Source organism: Enterobacter sp. BNK-29 (genome assembly GCF_048684785.1).
GTDB classification, from domain to species: Bacteria; Pseudomonadota; Gammaproteobacteria; order Enterobacterales; family Enterobacteriaceae; genus Enterobacter; species Enterobacter cloacae_M.
In genome coordinates this window covers 931,855-945,492 of record NZ_JBLQTU010000001.1, presented here as the reverse complement: position 1 = coordinate 945,492, position 13,638 = coordinate 931,855, and the positions used below count along the sequence as shown (strand labels likewise).

Here is a 13,638-nt window from a genome sequence, read left to right as displayed (position 1 = left end):
ACTTGTTAGCTGAGTCAGGAGATGCGGATGTTAAAGCGTGAAATGAACATTGCCGATTATGATGCCGAACTGTGGCAGGCTATGGAGCAGGAAAAAGTACGTCAGGAAGAGCACATCGAACTGATCGCCTCCGAAAACTACACCAGCCCGCGCGTCATGCAGGCGCAGGGTTCTCAGCTGACTAACAAATATGCTGAAGGTTACCCGGGTAAACGCTACTACGGTGGTTGCGAGTACGTTGATATCGTTGAGCAGCTGGCTATCGACCGTGCGAAAGAACTCTTTGGCGCTGACTACGCGAACGTGCAGCCGCACTCTGGCTCTCAGGCTAACTTCGCTGTCTACACCGCGCTGCTGCAGCCGGGCGATACCGTTCTGGGTATGAACCTGGCACAGGGCGGCCACCTGACTCACGGCTCCCCGGTTAACTTCTCCGGCAAACTGTACAACATCATCCCTTACGGTATTGATGAGTCCGGTAAAATTGACTACGAAGACATGGCGAAGCAGGCTAAAGAGCACAAACCGAAGATGATCATCGGTGGCTTCTCCGCTTACTCCGGTATCGTTGACTGGGCAAAAATGCGTGAAATTGCGGACAGCATCGGTGCTTACCTGTTCGTCGACATGGCGCACGTTGCGGGCCTGATTGCCGCTGGCGTTTACCCGAACCCGGTTCCACACGCTCACGTTGTGACCACCACCACCCACAAAACCCTGGCGGGTCCACGCGGTGGCCTGATCCTGGCGAAAGGCGGTGACGAAGAGCTGTACAAAAAACTGAACTCCGCCGTATTCCCAAGCGCGCAGGGCGGCCCGCTGATGCACGTTATCGCGGCTAAAGCGGTAGCGCTGAAAGAAGCGATGGAGCCAGAGTTCAAGGTTTATCAGCAGCAGGTTGCTAAGAATGCCAAAGCGATGGTGGAAGTGTTCCTGAATCGTGGCTACAAAGTGGTATCCGGCGGTACTGAAAACCACCTGTTCCTGCTGGATCTGGTTGATAAGAACCTGACCGGTAAAGAAGCTGACGCAGCCCTGGGCCGCGCCAACATCACCGTGAACAAAAACAGCGTGCCAAACGATCCGAAGAGCCCGTTCGTGACCTCCGGTATCCGTATCGGTTCTCCGGCTGTGACTCGCCGCGGCTTCAAAGAAGCGGAAGTGAAAGAGCTGGCTGGCTGGATGTGTGACGTTCTGGACAACATCAATGACGAAGCGGTAATCGAGCGCGTCAAAGGTAAAGTTCTGGATATCTGCGCACGCTTCCCGGTATACGCATAATTCCTCTGCCTGGCAGAAATAAAAAAGGCCGCGCTTGCGGCCTTTTTTTATGGCTTAACGCCGATCGAGGGAAATGGCTCCAGGTCCGACAATCGCCAGCAAAATAAAGGCGCCAGCAATACTGACGTTCTTATAGAAGTTAATCATATTCGGCACGACCGCATCACCGGTCATATCCCAGTAATGGTGACCGATAATCGCCGTGCCCAGCGTATAGAATACAAACAGTACCGCGAGAGGACGGGTGAAAAAGCCCAGGACGATCAGGATAGCGGCAGGCACTTCCATTACCACCGCAATAATGGCCGCCAGCATGGGCATCGGCGCACCCAGCGAGGTCATATATTGCACGGTGCCGCTAAACCCCGTCAGTTTTGGATAACCAAAGATAATAAACAGCACGACAAGCGCGATGCGGCCAATCAGCAGCAGCAGGTGACGTGACTGACCGAAATCTAAATAACGTAGAGTGTTCATAGCTGGCTCATTTTTCAGGGGACCCAATCTAAAATTAATACACAAATCCATAGTCTTCCATTCAGCTTTTCTTCATAAATCAGGCGTTCGCGTGATGTTAAATTCAGACTTCGTGTAAAATTGTCTCTTTTCTTTAGCAAGGGAAATTTATGCAGTGCATATCATGTCAGCAAGAAGAGGCAAATAAAGAATCCGGGCTGTGCAATCAGTGTGAGCGTGCAGACGAAAAGAAAATTAACGGGCTGCTTTATCTCCCGGCGGCGGGCCTGGTGATTAACCTCATCATGACGCCCATTGGAGCATGGAATTACTTTGCGGCGATGTTCCACTTTTTCCAGTCAGGGGGAATTAACCTGTTTGGGGCCGTGGGTATCGCGGTAATGATAATTGATGTGGCACTAACCGCGGCCGCAGGCTGGTATTTCTTTAAAAGAAAGTCGGGTATCCGTAAGATCATCATTCCCTACTATTTAATGGGCGTTGTCTTTATGCTCTATTTTGTGGGCATACCTGCCTGGCTCTTCGACGCAAGGCTGGATACGGCTGATATTCGCAATGCGCTTTCCTCCATTGTTGGCGCATCGATCTGGATCCCCTACTTCCTGGTTTCCAAACGCATTAATCAGGTCTTTGTACGCTAGACGTTTCGCAGGGCCGCGATGGCCCTGCGAAATGTGCGTGTTATTCACTTGTTAATAGTTGCTTGCGCAGGCTTTGATTTAACGCCAGACTATGGCCTCGATTTCGGGAGGGATTCATGGTCTTGCATTCCACGCGCTGGCTGGCGCTCAGTTATTTCACCTATTTCTTTAGCTACGGTATTTTTCTGCCTTTCTGGAGCGTCTGGCTCAAGGGTATCGGCCTGACTCCTGAGACTATCGGTGTCCTGTTGGGGGCCGGGCTGGTGGCGCGTTTCCTCGGCAGCCTGCTGATTGCCCCGCGCGTCAGCGATCCCTCCTTGCTAATCAAGGCCGTGCGTATTCTTGCTTTGCTGACGCTGGTCTTTGTTGCCTGCTTCTGGGTCAGCCACCAGTTTGCCTGGCTGATGGTGGTGATGGTCGGCTTTAACCTGTTCTTCTCACCGCTGGTGCCGCTAACGGATGCCCTGGCGAACACCTGGCAAAAGCAGATCACCATGGACTACGGCCGCGTGCGCCTGTGGGGCTCTATTGCCTTTGTGATTGGTTCCGCGCTGGTGGGCAAACTGGTCAGCCTTTACGATTACCGCGCCATTCTCGCCCTGCTGAGTATCGGTATTGCCTCAATGCTGCTGGGCATGCTGCTGCGTCCGTCGGTGATGCCGCAGGGGGAAAGCCGCCATCAGGAGAGCGCAGGCTGGCCCGCCTGGCGGAGCCTGGTGGCCCAGAGCTGGCGTTTTCTGGCGTGTGTCTGTCTGCTACAGGGAGCGCATGCGGCGTACTATGGGTTCAGCGCCATCTACTGGCAGGGGGCGGGATACTCTGCTTCCGCAGTGGGCTATCTGTGGTCGCTGGGGGTAGTGGCCGAAGTCATTATCTTCGCCCTGAGCAAGAAGCTGTTCCGTCGCTTTGGCGCGCGAGACCTGCTGCTGCTTTCCGCCGTGTGCGGCGTGGCGCGCTGGGGGATTATGGGCTGGACGACCGATCTGCCGTGGCTGATAGTGGCGCAAATCCTTCACTGCGGCACCTTTACCGTGTGCCATCTGGCGGCCATGCGCTATATCGCTGCGCGCGAGGGCGGAGACGTTATTCGCCTGCAGGCCGTCTATTCGGCGGTCGCGATGGGGGGCAGTATCGCGATCATGACGGTCTTTGCGGGGTTCCTCTACCAGCATCTTGGGCATGGGGTCTTCTGGGTGATGGCGCTCGTCGCCTTACCCGCCATCGTTGTTCGCCCTAAAGTGGCCGCTCGCGCCTCGCTATGATTCCAGCATGGCGCGAATATGTTCTTGCTGCTGCGCGTTCAATGTCTCAACGGCATGTATCAGCGGCGGCGAGAATAGCGGCAGGACGGTAGGGTAGGGGGTGATAACCAGCGCGGCTTCGCGCGGTGCCCCCTCTTTCTGGAAAGCCTGCAGCGTCAGATAGCGAATGTTGAGCGGCAGCAGCGTCAGCTCGCGAAGCTGCTGTTCAATCAGGTCCTCGGTGGCTTTATCGTCTCCCGTCAGCAGGATCACCTGTTTTTCGTGCAGATCGGTCTCCTGCATCAGCCAGGCACCGAAAATCACCGCGACAAGACTCATCTCTTCATCTGAAAAACGCAGCCCAAACTCCGCCTCCAGCTCAAACAGCGCTTCCTTTGTGGTGCGTAACAGCCGGGGATAGAGGCGATGGATCTCCTCCGGCAGGCTATTGTCGATGCCGATCTCAAACAGCGAGCGGTCCAGCGCCTGAGCAAGATGGATATACAGCTGATCGGTCAGCCCTTGTTCATCGCTGAAGTTCATCCCGGTCTGCGAGCGAAAACGGGCGACCATGCGCACGATGGCCCGACGCAGGCGCTGATCCTGCTGGTGTTTATCGAGCACCGGATCGGGCGTGCGGAGCATCATAAACAGCAGTGCCAGAAATAGCTGTTCATCCCCGTGCGCACCCTGCGGCACGCGACGTCTCCAGTGACGCACGATCTCCTGGGCCGTAAAATACTCCCCTCTCGACTGGGTCCAGCTGCGCTGAACGTGAGAAAACTGCGGCGTATTCCCGAGCTGGTGCTGAATAAGACAGTATTGCAGATAGAGCTGTAAAAACTGGACGTCGCGGCATTCAAACTGGCGCTGCAGCTTGCGGGAGCAGAAGCCGATCAGCGCCCGCAGGTTCGCATCGTCGTAAAGCGGCCGCGCAATGCCGTGTTGTTTAAGCGCGGTTTTTAATGCGGGGGTAAACTGGTGCGAGACAAACTGCGGGCAAAGCCGCAGCGCCCGGCGCAGCCAGTGCAGCAGGCATAAACGCTGATTCAGGGCTGTGCCTTCAATCCGGTAGCTGCCGTCGTGGTGCGTGACGATGTCCAGCCGGTGATAGCGCTGGATTTCATCGCGCGTCTCGGCTATATCTTGCCGTGCCATCGCGTCGTCCACCCCGTTGGCAGCAATTATGCTCTGTGCGGTGACGGCAGCATCGGGCAGGTAAAGCATCAAAAGCACCTGGCAGCGGCGCTGCGAACTGGAAAGCACAGATGGAATTTCAAGCGTCGTCATCATCTGTCGGGTATCCAGTGTGAATGTTTGATAAGAATAGCTAAAGGATGAGCGCTGAAAAGCGCGCCGGCAGGCCTTTCACTCAGGATTGCTGGGGAACATCACAGAATTTTTGACGTGAGGAATTGATGCAAACAGTTAAACAAAGTGCGATGGCGTTATTTTTGGCGGTTATCAGCTTCAGCGCCAGCGCACACCCTCACAGTTTTATTGACCTCCAGACCGAGCTGGTTACCGACGGCACGCAGCTGAGCGGCCTGAAGATGCGCTGGACGATGGATGAAATCACCTCGGCCGATCTGCTCTATGATGCGGGAAACGCGAAGCCCGGCGATGAAATCTGGAAAAAGCTGGCGGCGGAAGTGATGGCCAACGTGCTCGGCCAGCATTACTTCACGGAATTCTGGCACAACGGGCAAAAGGTCAAATTTCTGAACCGGCCAACGGAATACGGTATGACGCGTGACGGGCATCAGGCGGTGCTGACGTTTGTGCTTCCGCTGGCGCATCCGCAGCTGCTGGCGGGGCAAACGTACCGCTTTTCTACCTTTGATCCTACCTACTATGTCGACATGCGCTATGACAAAGACGGCGACGTACGATTGCCGGACGCTCTGCAAAAAAACTGCAAAATTGGCGTTCACACCCCGAAACCCAGCGAAGAGACGCTGAACTTTGCGGTCTCGCTTGATAAAGAAGATGCACCCCCTGAGGACATGGAGTTGGGTAAACAGTTCGCGCAGGAGGTGACGTTACAATGTCAGTGATCTCTTCTCCGGTTCGGAAACCGCGCCGCTGGCTGCACCTCTGGCCGCTGGCGCTCTTTCTCCTGCTAGCCGTTTGCGGTTCGCTCTGGCTATGGCAGGCCTGGCCGCAGGTCATGATGAAAAGCATCGTCTGGCAGCGTGAGGTCAACCAGCAGATGAGCGGTCTGCTGAAGGCGGTGGCGGAGAACCCGACCAAAGCGGGCGGATCCCTGCTGGCGTTCAGCTTTATCTATGGCGTTCTGCACGCGCTGGGGCCGGGGCACGGCAAAATCGTGATAACGACCTGGCTCGCCACCCATCCGTCGAAGCTGAAATCGAGTATCGGGCTGACGCTGGCCTCCTCGCTGCTTCAGGGCGGCGTGGCGATTGCGCTCGTCGTGGTCGTGCTTTCGCTGCTGCAGCTTCCCGCGCGCCAGCTGCACATGAGCAGTTTCTGGCTGGAGAAGGGAAGCTACGCGCTGGTGGGCGTGCTGGGGCTGATCCTCTGCTGGCGGGCGCTGAAAAAGCTGCGCGTGCTGCTGCAAAAACCGAAATTCAAAACCTTTACGCCGCACCACGTTCATGATGAAAACTGCGGCTGCGGGCATCAGCATTTGCCCACGCAGGAACAGTTGCAGAGCGGTGACGACTGGCGCGCGCGCCTGATGATTGTTCTCTCGATGGGCATGCGCCCGTGCTCGGGGGCCATCATGGTGCTGCTGTTCAGTAAGGTGATTGGCGTGTTTGGCTGGGGAATGCTTTCCGCGCTGGCGATGGCGGCAGGGACGTCTCTCACCATTTCGTCTTTAGCGCTGCTGGTTCACAGCTTCCGTCAGCTGGCGGTCAAACTGAGCGGCAATAAAACGCCGGTGCTGTGGCGACAGGTAGGGTGGACAACGCTTGCGCTGGCGGGCGGGGTGATTCTGCTGGTGGCGGCGGTGACGATGTGGATGAGCGCGGTACCGGTGGGAAGGGGATTGCGGCCTTTCTAGCGTACTGAGGGATTTTGTAGGCCCGGTAAGCGTAGCGCCACCGGGCTTAACTAACTGGATTAACGCTTCAGCGCATCGCTCAGTTCATCACGCATGTTGGCCAGCATGGCTTTAACAACGCGTGGGTTACCCGCAACGACGTTGCCGGTAGACATATAGTTATGGCCGCCGGTGAAATCACACACGATGGCGCCTGCTTCACGTGCGATCAGCTCGCCCGCAGCAAAGTCCCACGGCTTCAGTGACAGCTCGAAGTAACCGTCAACGCGGCCTGTTGCTACATAAGCCAGATCCAGCGCGGCAGAACCGGTGCGGCGGAAGTCAGCGCATTCGGTAAACAGTTTGCCCAGGATATTCATATAGGTGGTCGCGTGCTGTTTCGCCTTGAACGGGAAACCGGTCGCCAGGATGGTGCCGTCCAGATCGCGTGCGTTGCTGCAGCGCAGACGGTAGCCGTTCAGCTGTGCGCCCTGACCGCGGGTAGCGGTGAACAGTTCATTACGCATTGGATCGTAAACAACGGCGACTTCAGTACGGCCTTTAATGCGTACTGCGATAGACACAGAGAAGTGCGGCAGGCGTTTAACAAAGTTGGTGGTGCCATCCAGTGGATCGATAACCCATTGAACATCCTGATCGGTACCTTCATGTTCACCGCTTTCTTCGGTGATGATGGTGTGCTGCGGGTAAGATTTGCGGATCGTTTCGATAATAATCGCTTCTGCGGCTTTATCGACGTTAGTCACGAAATCATTGCTGCCTTTCTGGCTGGTTTCTACGGAGTCTGGCGTTTCGTAGTGTTTGGCAATTACATTACCCGCCTTGCGCGCTGCGCGCACGGCGATGGTCAGCATCGGATGCATCGGTCTCTCTCACTGGATGTTAAAGAACAGGAAAATCGGCGCAGAGTATAGCAGTGGGATCGGATTATGTCTCCCGTTTATGATAATATGCCGGAATATTCTTCAGACGCTGAATTCAGACATTAAAAATTATGCTGCAAAACATTCGAATCGTGCTGGTCGAAACATCGCACACCGGCAACATGGGCTCCGTTGCCCGCGCTATGAAAACCATGGGCTTAACGAACCTGTGGCTGGTTAATCCGCTGGTGAAACCTGACTCGCAGGCTATTGCCCTGGCGGCCGGTGCCAGCGACGTGATCGGCAACGCCCAGATCGTCGATACCCTTGACGAAGCGCTGGCCGGCTGCAGCCTTGTTGTTGGTACCAGCGCGCGTTCACGCACGCTGCCGTGGCCGATGCTGGACCCGCGCGAATGCGGCCTGAAAAGCGTCTCAGAAGCGGAGCAGGCACCGGTTGCGCTGGTGTTTGGCCGCGAGCGCGTTGGCCTGACCAACGACGAGCTGCAGAAGTGCCACTATCACGTCGCCATCGCGGCGAACCCGGAATACAGCTCGCTGAACCTGGCGATGGCGGTGCAGGTTATCGCCTATGAGGTGCGTATGGCGTGGCTGGCGACACAGGAGAAACCGGTCGAACAGAAAGAAGATACGGCCTACCCGCTGGTGGACGATCTTGAGCGCTTCTATGGTCATCTGGAGCAGACGCTGCTCTCAACCGGCTTTATTCGTGAAGGCCACCCGGGCCAGGTGATGAACAAGCTGCGCCGTATGTTTACCCGCGCACGCCCGGAAAGCCAGGAGCTGAACATCCTGCGCGGGATTCTGGCGTCGATTGAGCAGAAGAATAAAGAGTAGTGTCGATTTCCCCCTCTCCCCGCGGGAAAGGGCTAGGGTGAGGGCATCAGGCCGCACCTGGGTTATGAAGGCACGGAACGTTAAATACCTGACTAAAACAGTCAAGTAAATAGTTGACCATTTTAGTCAGGAATGTCAGACTTGGCCCTGCTATGCAATACCCCCATTTTACAATAAAAAACCCCGGGCAGGGGCGAGTTTGAGGTTAAGTAAGACATGAGACTGACATCTAAAGGGCGTTATGCCGTGACCGCGATGCTGGACGTTGCGCTCAACTCCGAAGCGGGCCCGGTTCCGTTGGCTGATATTTCTGAACGACAAGGGATCTCCCTCTCTTACCTGGAACAGCTGTTCTCCAGACTGCGTAAAAATGGACTGGTTTCCAGCGTTCGTGGCCCAGGCGGCGGTTATCTGCTGGGTAAAGACGCGGGCAGTATTGCAGTTGGTGAAGTGATTAGCGCAGTTGACGAATCCGTTGACGCGACCCGTTGCCAGGGTAAAGGCGGCTGCCAGGGCGGCGATAAATGCCTGACCCACGCGCTGTGGCGCGATCTGAGCGACCGTCTCACCGGCTTCCTGAACAACATCACCCTGGGTGAACTGGTCAATAACCAGGAAGTTCTGGATGTCTCTGGTCGTCAGCACGGTCAGGATTCCCAACGCAGCACCCGTGCGCAGGACGCTATCGACGTCAAACTGCGCGCGTAATAAAACGATAAAGATTTCAGAATCAGGCCGGGGCGGTCACGCCCCGCGTACTCGGTCGTACATCCAGCCGGTTGCCTGATTCCTTGCATTGAAGCGATGTACGGAGTTTAAAGAGCAATGAAATTACCGATTTATCTCGATTACTCCGCAACCACGCCGGTGGATCCGCGTGTTGCCGAGAAAATGATGCAGTGTCTGACCCTGGACGGAAACTTTGGTAACCCAGCTTCCCGTTCACACCGTTTTGGCTGGCATGCTGAAGAGGCGGTTGATATCGCCCGTAATCAGATTGCCGACCTGGTGGGTGCCGACCCGCGTGAGATTGTATTCACCTCCGGTGCGACCGAATCCGACAACCTGGCGATCAAAGGTGCAGCCAACTTTTATCAGAAAAAAGGCAAGCACATCATCACCAGCAAAACCGAACACAAAGCCGTGCTGGATACCTGCCGCCAGCTGGAGCGTGAAGGGTACGAAGTGACTTACCTGGCGCCACAGAGCAACGGGATCATCGACCTGAAAGAGCTCGAAGCGGCCATGCGTGATGACACCATTCTGGTTTCCATCATGCACGTTAACAACGAAATCGGCGTCGTTCAGGACATCGCGACCATCGGCGAAATGTGCCGCGCGCGCGGTATCATCTATCACGTTGACGCGACCCAGAGCGTGGGCAAACTGCCTATCGATCTGAGCCAGCTGAAAGTGGACCTGATGTCCTTCTCCGGCCACAAAATTTATGGCCCGAAAGGGATCGGCGCGCTGTACGTTCGTCGTAAACCGCGTATCCGCATCGAAGCACAGATGCACGGCGGCGGTCACGAGCGCGGCATGCGTTCCGGTACGCTGCCTGTTCACCAGATCGTGGGCATGGGCGAAGCGTACCGCATTGCGAAAGAAGAGATGGAAACCGAGATGGCGCGCCTGCGCACGCTGCGTAACCGTCTGTGGGACGGCGTGAAAGATATGGAAGAAGTGTATCTGAACGGCGATCTCGAGCAGGGCGCTCCGAACATCCTCAACGTCAGCTTCAACTATGTTGAAGGCGAATCGCTGATCATGGCGCTGAAAGACCTGGCCGTTTCTTCCGGTTCTGCCTGTACGTCTGCAAGCCTGGAGCCATCCTACGTGCTGCGCGCGCTGGGCATGACCGACGAGCTGGCGCACAGCTCTATCCGTTTCTCTTTAGGTCGTTTCACTACCGAAGAAGAGATTGACTACACCATCAAGCTGGTTCGCAACTCCATCGGCCGTCTGCGCGACCTTTCTCCACTGTGGGAAATGTTCAAGCAGGGCGTGGATCTGAACAGCATTGAATGGTCACATCACTAATCGGTACATAAGGAGAATTCAATCATGGCATACAGCGAAAAAGTCATCGATCATTACGAGAACCCGCGCAACGTTGGTTCATTTGACAACAGCGACGAATCTGTCGGTAGCGGCATGGTTGGCGCACCGGCGTGTGGCGACGTGATGAAGTTGCAGATTAAAGTCAACAATGAAGGTATCATTGAAGACGCGCGCTTCAAGACCTACGGCTGCGGTTCTGCTATCGCGTCCAGCTCCCTGGTTACCGAATGGGTGAAGGGCAAGTCTCTGGACGAAGCACAGGCAATCAAGAACACCGATATTGCTGAAGAACTCGAACTGCCACCGGTGAAAATTCACTGTTCAATTCTGGCAGAAGACGCGATCAAAGCCGCCATTGCGGACTATAAAAGCAAACGTGAAGCAAAATAATTGAGGTTTGAGTATGTCGATTACCCTTAGCGACAGCGCTGCCGCGCGAGTAAGCTCTTTTCTGGCGAACCGTGGTAAAGGCTTTGGCCTGCGACTGGGCGTACGTACCTCCGGCTGTTCTGGTATGGCTTACGTACTGGAGTTTGTTGATGAACCGGCGTCTGATGACACCGTGTTTGAAGACAAGGGCGTGAAGGTGGTGGTCGATGGCAAAAGCCTGCAATTCCTCAACGGCACTCAGCTGGACTTCGTTAAAGAAGGCCTGAACGAAGGGTTCAAATTCACGAACCCGAACGTCAAAGACGAGTGTGGTTGCGGCGAAAGCTTCCACGTTTAACCGCGCGTCATCCGAAACCCCACCGTGGCGTTACCCGCTACGCGTGGGGTTTGTTCTAACAGGCTACCCCTGAGATTGTTATGGATTACTTCACTCTCTTCGGACTACCCGCTCAATACCCAATTGATCTCCAGGCGCTGACGATCCGTTTTCAGGATCTTCAGCGTCAGTATCACCCGGATAAATTCGCCAGTGGTTCTCAGGCAGAACAGCTGGCTGCGGTATCGCACTCTGCGACCATCAACCAGGCCTGGCAGACGCTGCGCCATCCGCTGAGCCGTGCCGAGTACCTGCTCTCGCTCCACGGTTTCGATCTGGCGAGCGAACAGCATACCGTGCGCGACACCGCGTTTCTGATGGAACAGCTGGAGCTTCGCGAAGAGCTGGATGAGATTGAACAGGCCAAAGACGAAGCGCGTCTGGAAAGCTTCATCACGCGCGTGAAGGGCATGTTCGATACCCGCCATCAGCAGATGGTGGAGCAACTGAACAACGAGACCTGGGACGCGGCGGCAGACACTGTGCGCAAACTCCGTTTTCTCGATAAACTGCGAAGCAGTGCTGAACAACTCGAAGAAAAGCTGCTCGATTTTTAATTTCGGAAGCAATTATGGCCTTATTACAAATTAGTGAGCCTGGCTTAAGTGCCGCACCGCATCAGCGTCGTCTGGCGGTGGGTATCGATCTGGGCACCACCAATTCCCTCGTGGCGACCGTGCGCAGCGGCCAGGCGGAAACGCTGGCCGACGAGCAGGGCCGCCATCTGCTGCCTTCCGTGGTCCACTACCAGCAGCAGGGTCACGCGGTCGGCTATGACGCCCGCGCCAACGCCGCGCGCGATCCGGCCAACACCATCAGCTCCGTAAAGCGCATGATGGGCCGCTCGCTGGCCGATATTCAGACCCGCTATCCGCATCTGCCGTATCAGCTGCAGGCCAGTGAAAACGGCCTGCCGATGATTGCGACCGCGGCCGGTCTGCTGAACCCGATTCGCGTTTCCTCCGACATCCTCAAAGCGCTGGCGGCGCGCGCTACGGCGACGCTCGGCGGCGATCTGGACGGCGTAGTCATCACCGTTCCGGCCTATTTTGACGACGCACAGCGTCAGGGCACCAAAGACGCCGCGCGTCTGGCAGGCCTGCACGTGCTGCGTCTGCTGAACGAACCGACGGCGGCGGCGATTGCCTACGGCCTCGACTCCGGTCAGGAAGGGGTCATTGCGGTTTACGATCTCGGCGGCGGTACCTTTGATATCTCGATCCTGCGCTTAAGCCGCGGGGTATTTGAAGTGCTGGCGACCGGCGGGGATTCCGCGCTGGGCGGCGATGACTTCGACCATCTGCTGGCGGATTACATCCGCGAGCAGGCGGGCATCAGCGATCGCAGCGATGCGCGCGTGCAGCGTGAACTGCTGGATGCGGCTATCGACGCCAAAATCGCCCTTAGCGATGCGCAGACGGTTACCGTAAACGTTGCTGGCTGGCAGGGTGAGATCGCCCGCGACCAGTTCAGCGATCTGATTGCCCCGCTGGTGAAACGCACCCTGCTGGCCTGCCGTCGCGCACTGAAAGATGCGGGCGTTGAGGCGAACGAGGTGCTGGAAGTGGTCATGGTGGGCGGTTCGACCCGCGTGCCGCTGGTGCGCGAGCGCGTGGGCGAATTCTTTGGCCGCACGCCGCTGACCTCCATCGACCCGGACAAAGTGGTTGCCGTGGGCGCCGCAATCCAGGCTGATATTCTGGTCGGCAACAAGCCGGACAGCGAAATGCTGCTGCTGGACGTCATCCCGCTGTCGCTTGGGTTAGAAACCATGGGCGGCCTGGTAGAGAAAGTGATCCCGCGTAACACCACTATTCCGGTGGCGCGCGCGCAGGAGTTCACGACCTTCAAAGACGGTCAGACCGCGATGTCCATCCACGTGATGCAGGGCGAGCGCGAGCTGGTGCAGGACTGCCGCTCTCTGGCGCGCTTTGCGCTGCGCGGCATCCCGGCGCTGCCCGCGGGCGGGGCGCATATTCGCGTCACTTTCCAGGTGGATGCGGACGGTCTGCTGAGCGTCACGGCGATGGAAAAATCCACCGGCGTGGAATCGTCCATTCAGGTGAAGCCGTCCTACGGCCTGACCGATGGCGAAATCGCCTCCATGATTCAGGACTCAATGAGCTACGCCGAGCAGGATGTGAAGGCGCGTATGCTGGCTGAACAAAAAGTTGAAGCCGCCCGCGTGCTGGAGAGCCTGAACGGCGCGCTCGCTGCCGATGCCGCGCTGTTAAGCGCCGCTGAGCGCCAGGTGATTGACGACGCTGCCGCGCGCTTAACCGCAGTAGCAGAAGGCAATGACGCTGACGCAATAGAAGAAGCCATTAAAAACGTTGATAAACAAACCCAGGACTTTGCTGCTCGCCGCATGGACAAATCTGTCCGCGTCGCGCTGAAAGGCCAGTCCGTGGACGAGGTTTAAT

Annotated in this window: 15 protein-coding genes; 12 read left to right on the top strand and 3 right to left on the bottom strand. The window is 56.7% G+C overall.

All coding sequences use genetic code 11. The features are described 5' to 3' along the window. Nucleotides 1-27 precede the first annotated feature (27 nt). Nucleotides 28-1,281, top strand: a complete 1,254-nt coding sequence (gene glyA, locus ACMGGX_RS04360; RefSeq protein ID WP_008502165.1) for a serine hydroxymethyltransferase — start codon at nt 28-30, stop codon at nt 1,279-1,281. 54 nt (nt 1,282-1,335) lie between these two features. Here the strand turns inward: glyA and ACMGGX_RS04355 are convergent, their stop codons facing one another. After that, complete coding sequence (locus ACMGGX_RS04355; RefSeq protein ID WP_205915666.1) at nt 1,336-1,758, bottom strand: DoxX family protein; 423 nt, start codon at nt 1,756-1,758, stop codon at nt 1,336-1,338. Between the two features lie 149 nt (nt 1,759-1,907). Between ACMGGX_RS04355 and ACMGGX_RS04350 the strand changes: the two genes are divergently transcribed. Continuing rightward, nucleotides 1,908-2,399 (top strand): DUF2569 domain-containing protein, encoded by a 492-nt coding sequence (locus ACMGGX_RS04350; protein ID WP_045355304.1) that lies wholly within the window; start codon nt 1,908-1,910, stop codon nt 2,397-2,399. 116 nt (nt 2,400-2,515) lie between these two features. After that, on the top strand, nt 2,516-3,661 hold the full coding sequence (locus ACMGGX_RS04345) for a 3-phenylpropionate MFS transporter (protein WP_008502163.1): 1,146 nt from the start codon (nt 2,516-2,518) through the stop codon (nt 3,659-3,661). On the opposite strand, the gene csiE is transcribed toward ACMGGX_RS04345, so the two are convergent. Further along, nucleotides 3,656-4,933: a stationary phase inducible protein CsiE gene (gene csiE / locus ACMGGX_RS04340; protein ID WP_023308831.1), complete on the bottom strand. Its 1,278-nt coding sequence runs from the start codon at nt 4,931-4,933 to the stop codon at nt 3,656-3,658. The two genes, ACMGGX_RS04345 and csiE, sit on opposite strands and share 6 nt — an antisense overlap. A 125-nt stretch (nt 4,934-5,058) precedes the next feature. Between csiE and ACMGGX_RS04335 the strand changes: the two genes are divergently transcribed. Further along, a complete protein-coding gene (locus tag ACMGGX_RS04335; protein WP_420298093.1) occupies nt 5,059-5,697 on the top strand; it encodes a DUF1007 family protein in 639 nt (212 codons plus the stop codon). Continuing rightward, the gene (locus ACMGGX_RS04330) at nt 5,688-6,668 is read left to right on the top strand and encodes a nickel/cobalt transporter (protein ID WP_202770535.1); all 981 of its coding nucleotides are present in this window, start codon (nt 5,688-5,690) and stop codon (nt 6,666-6,668) included. Before ACMGGX_RS04335 ends, ACMGGX_RS04330 begins: the two co-directional genes overlap by 10 nt. Nucleotides 6,669-6,727: 59 nt before the next feature. Here the strand turns inward: ACMGGX_RS04330 and suhB are convergent, their stop codons facing one another. Beyond that, nucleotides 6,728-7,531 carry an inositol-1-monophosphatase gene (gene suhB, locus ACMGGX_RS04325; RefSeq protein WP_023308828.1) on the bottom strand — a complete coding sequence of 268 codons (804 nt, stop codon included), beginning with the start codon at nt 7,529-7,531 and terminating at the stop codon, nt 6,728-6,730. Nucleotides 7,532-7,662: 131 nt separating this feature from the next. Here suhB and trmJ point away from each other — a divergent pair, with 131 nt between their 5' ends. The 7 genes from trmJ to hscA all read left to right on the top strand — a co-directional run bounded on the left by trmJ (nt 7,663) and on the right by hscA (nt 13,637). After that, nucleotides 7,663-8,388, top strand: coding sequence for a tRNA (cytosine(32)/uridine(32)-2'-O)-methyltransferase TrmJ (gene trmJ, locus ACMGGX_RS04320; protein ID WP_217071674.1), 726 nt, complete (start codon nt 7,663-7,665; stop codon nt 8,386-8,388). 216 nt (nt 8,389-8,604) lie between these two features. Then, nucleotides 8,605-9,096, top strand: coding sequence for a Fe-S cluster assembly transcriptional regulator IscR (gene iscR / locus ACMGGX_RS04315; RefSeq protein ID WP_023308826.1), 492 nt, complete (start codon nt 8,605-8,607; stop codon nt 9,094-9,096). Between the two features lie 117 nt (nt 9,097-9,213). Next, complete coding sequence (iscS, locus tag ACMGGX_RS04310) at nt 9,214-10,428, top strand: cysteine desulfurase (RefSeq protein ID WP_008502157.1); 1,215 nt, start codon at nt 9,214-9,216, stop codon at nt 10,426-10,428. Between the two features lie 24 nt (nt 10,429-10,452). Beyond that, complete coding sequence (iscU, locus tag ACMGGX_RS04305; protein ID WP_003860661.1) at nt 10,453-10,839, top strand: Fe-S cluster assembly scaffold IscU; 387 nt, start codon at nt 10,453-10,455, stop codon at nt 10,837-10,839. A 13-nt stretch (nt 10,840-10,852) separates the two neighbouring features. Further along, nucleotides 10,853-11,176 carry an iron-sulfur cluster assembly protein IscA gene (gene iscA / locus ACMGGX_RS04300; protein WP_003860659.1) on the top strand — a complete coding sequence of 108 codons (324 nt, stop codon included), beginning with the start codon at nt 10,853-10,855 and terminating at the stop codon, nt 11,174-11,176. An 80-nt stretch (nt 11,177-11,256) separates the two neighbouring features. Beyond that, nucleotides 11,257-11,772, top strand: coding sequence for a co-chaperone HscB (hscB, locus tag ACMGGX_RS04295; protein WP_202770536.1), 516 nt, complete (start codon nt 11,257-11,259; stop codon nt 11,770-11,772). A 14-nt stretch (nt 11,773-11,786) separates the two neighbouring features. Beyond that, complete coding sequence (gene hscA / locus ACMGGX_RS04290) at nt 11,787-13,637, top strand: Fe-S protein assembly chaperone HscA (protein WP_420298092.1); 1,851 nt, start codon at nt 11,787-11,789, stop codon at nt 13,635-13,637. The last annotated feature ends 1 nt before the right edge of the window (nt 13,638 follow it).